The following is a 1,265-nucleotide window of genomic DNA, read 5'->3' on the forward strand; positions in this document are numbered from 1 at the left end:
AAATAATCACCGCTGTTGAAACACCTGCATAGGGTTTGAACACCCCAGAAGGCATAGATATCACCCCTTCTAGCTCATGATTCTCTATTAAAATACTGCGAATCTTTTTATGAGCCTTAGATGAACCAAACAATACCCCATCAGGTACAATTACAGCAGCACGTCCCCCATTTTTCAACAGCCGCAAAAACAAAGGTAAAAACAGTAACTCTGTCTTAGTAGTAGAAATGACCTTGGTTAAATCTTTAGCAATAGTAGACTTCTCTACCGAACCCTTAAAGGGTGGATTAGCTAGAATCAAAGTAAAGGCTTCTTTGAGATCAGCATAATCCTCTGATAGAGAATCCCGCGCCTCAATAGACGGGTCTTCAATACCGTGTAACATCAGGTTCATGCTACCGATGCGCAGCATTGTGCCATCAAAATCAAACCCGTGGAACATCTCCCTATTAAAGTGTTCCCTGTTTCCTGGGGCATTAAGAAGCAACTTACCATCATCTTTCAACTGCTGTAAGTACTCAGCAGCAGCAACCAAAAACCCCCCAGTACCACAAGCAGGGTCACAAATTATTTCCTTAATTATTCCCTTTGCTCCTGGCTCCATCAGTTCCACCATCATCTTAATAATGTGGCGGGGAGTGCGAAACTGTCCGTTAGTTCCTGCTGTAGTCAGCTTAGACAGCATATACTCATAGAGGTCGCCCTTGGTATCCCGATCCTCCATCGGAATACTATCGATCTGAGTCACTACATTAGCCAACAATGCCGGACTAGCAATTAAAAACACGGCATCCTTCATGTGGCGAGTGTAAGCATTACCGCCCCCAGTAGTCCCCAGATTCTAGATAAAGGGGAATGCTTCATCCCGAACAATGGCCAACATTTCCTCTGCATCGCTCTTGTTCTTAAAATGGGACCAACGCGATCGCTGTTTGTCCTCTGGGAAAATTGGATCGTTGACTGGCTTTCCCAAACCCCTTGCTTTCTTCTTTTCCTTCAGCAGTTCCAGGTCATCCAGACGTTTGATAAACAGTAAATAGGAAATCTGTTCGATCACAGAAAGAGGGTTGCTAATGCCATTATTCCAGAAAGTTGTCCAAAGCTTATCAACCTTGGATTTAATCTCACCTGTGATCGTCATATTGTCCTTTTAATTTTGCCCAATATCCAATATTACTTGATTAATCAAAGGGTTGGGCACGGGGAAACTCCGCACCCAACCCTTGTAATCCTTGCAATTGAAAATTGCGATTAAACGACAGCAG

The 1,265-nt window shown here is 43.6% G+C and carries 2 protein-coding genes; both read right to left on the reverse strand.

Features of this window, described 5'->3' with window-relative positions:
- Window positions 1-799 (reverse strand): class I SAM-dependent DNA methyltransferase (locus F6K51_RS37555; RefSeq protein ID WP_293031343.1); only part of this gene is annotated, 799 nt, incomplete at its 3' end.
- 42 nt (window positions 800-841) lie between these two features.
- Complete coding sequence (locus F6K51_RS37560) at window positions 842-1,141, reverse strand: type I restriction-modification system subunit M N-terminal domain-containing protein (protein ID WP_293031346.1); 300 nt, start codon at window positions 1,139-1,141, stop codon at window positions 842-844.
- Between the last annotated feature and the right edge of the window lie 124 nt (window positions 1,142-1,265).

Origin of the sequence: Moorena sp. SIO3I8, from assembly GCF_010692325.1 — a bacterium.
Classification (GTDB): domain Bacteria; phylum Cyanobacteriota; class Cyanobacteriia; order Cyanobacteriales; family Coleofasciculaceae; genus Moorena.

Excerpts from the sequence above, each read along its gene's own strand:
- F6K51_RS37560 (WP_293031346.1), bottom strand. The coding sequence starts at position 1,141 with ATGACGATCACAGGTGAGATTAAATCCAAGGTTGATAAGCTTTGGACA.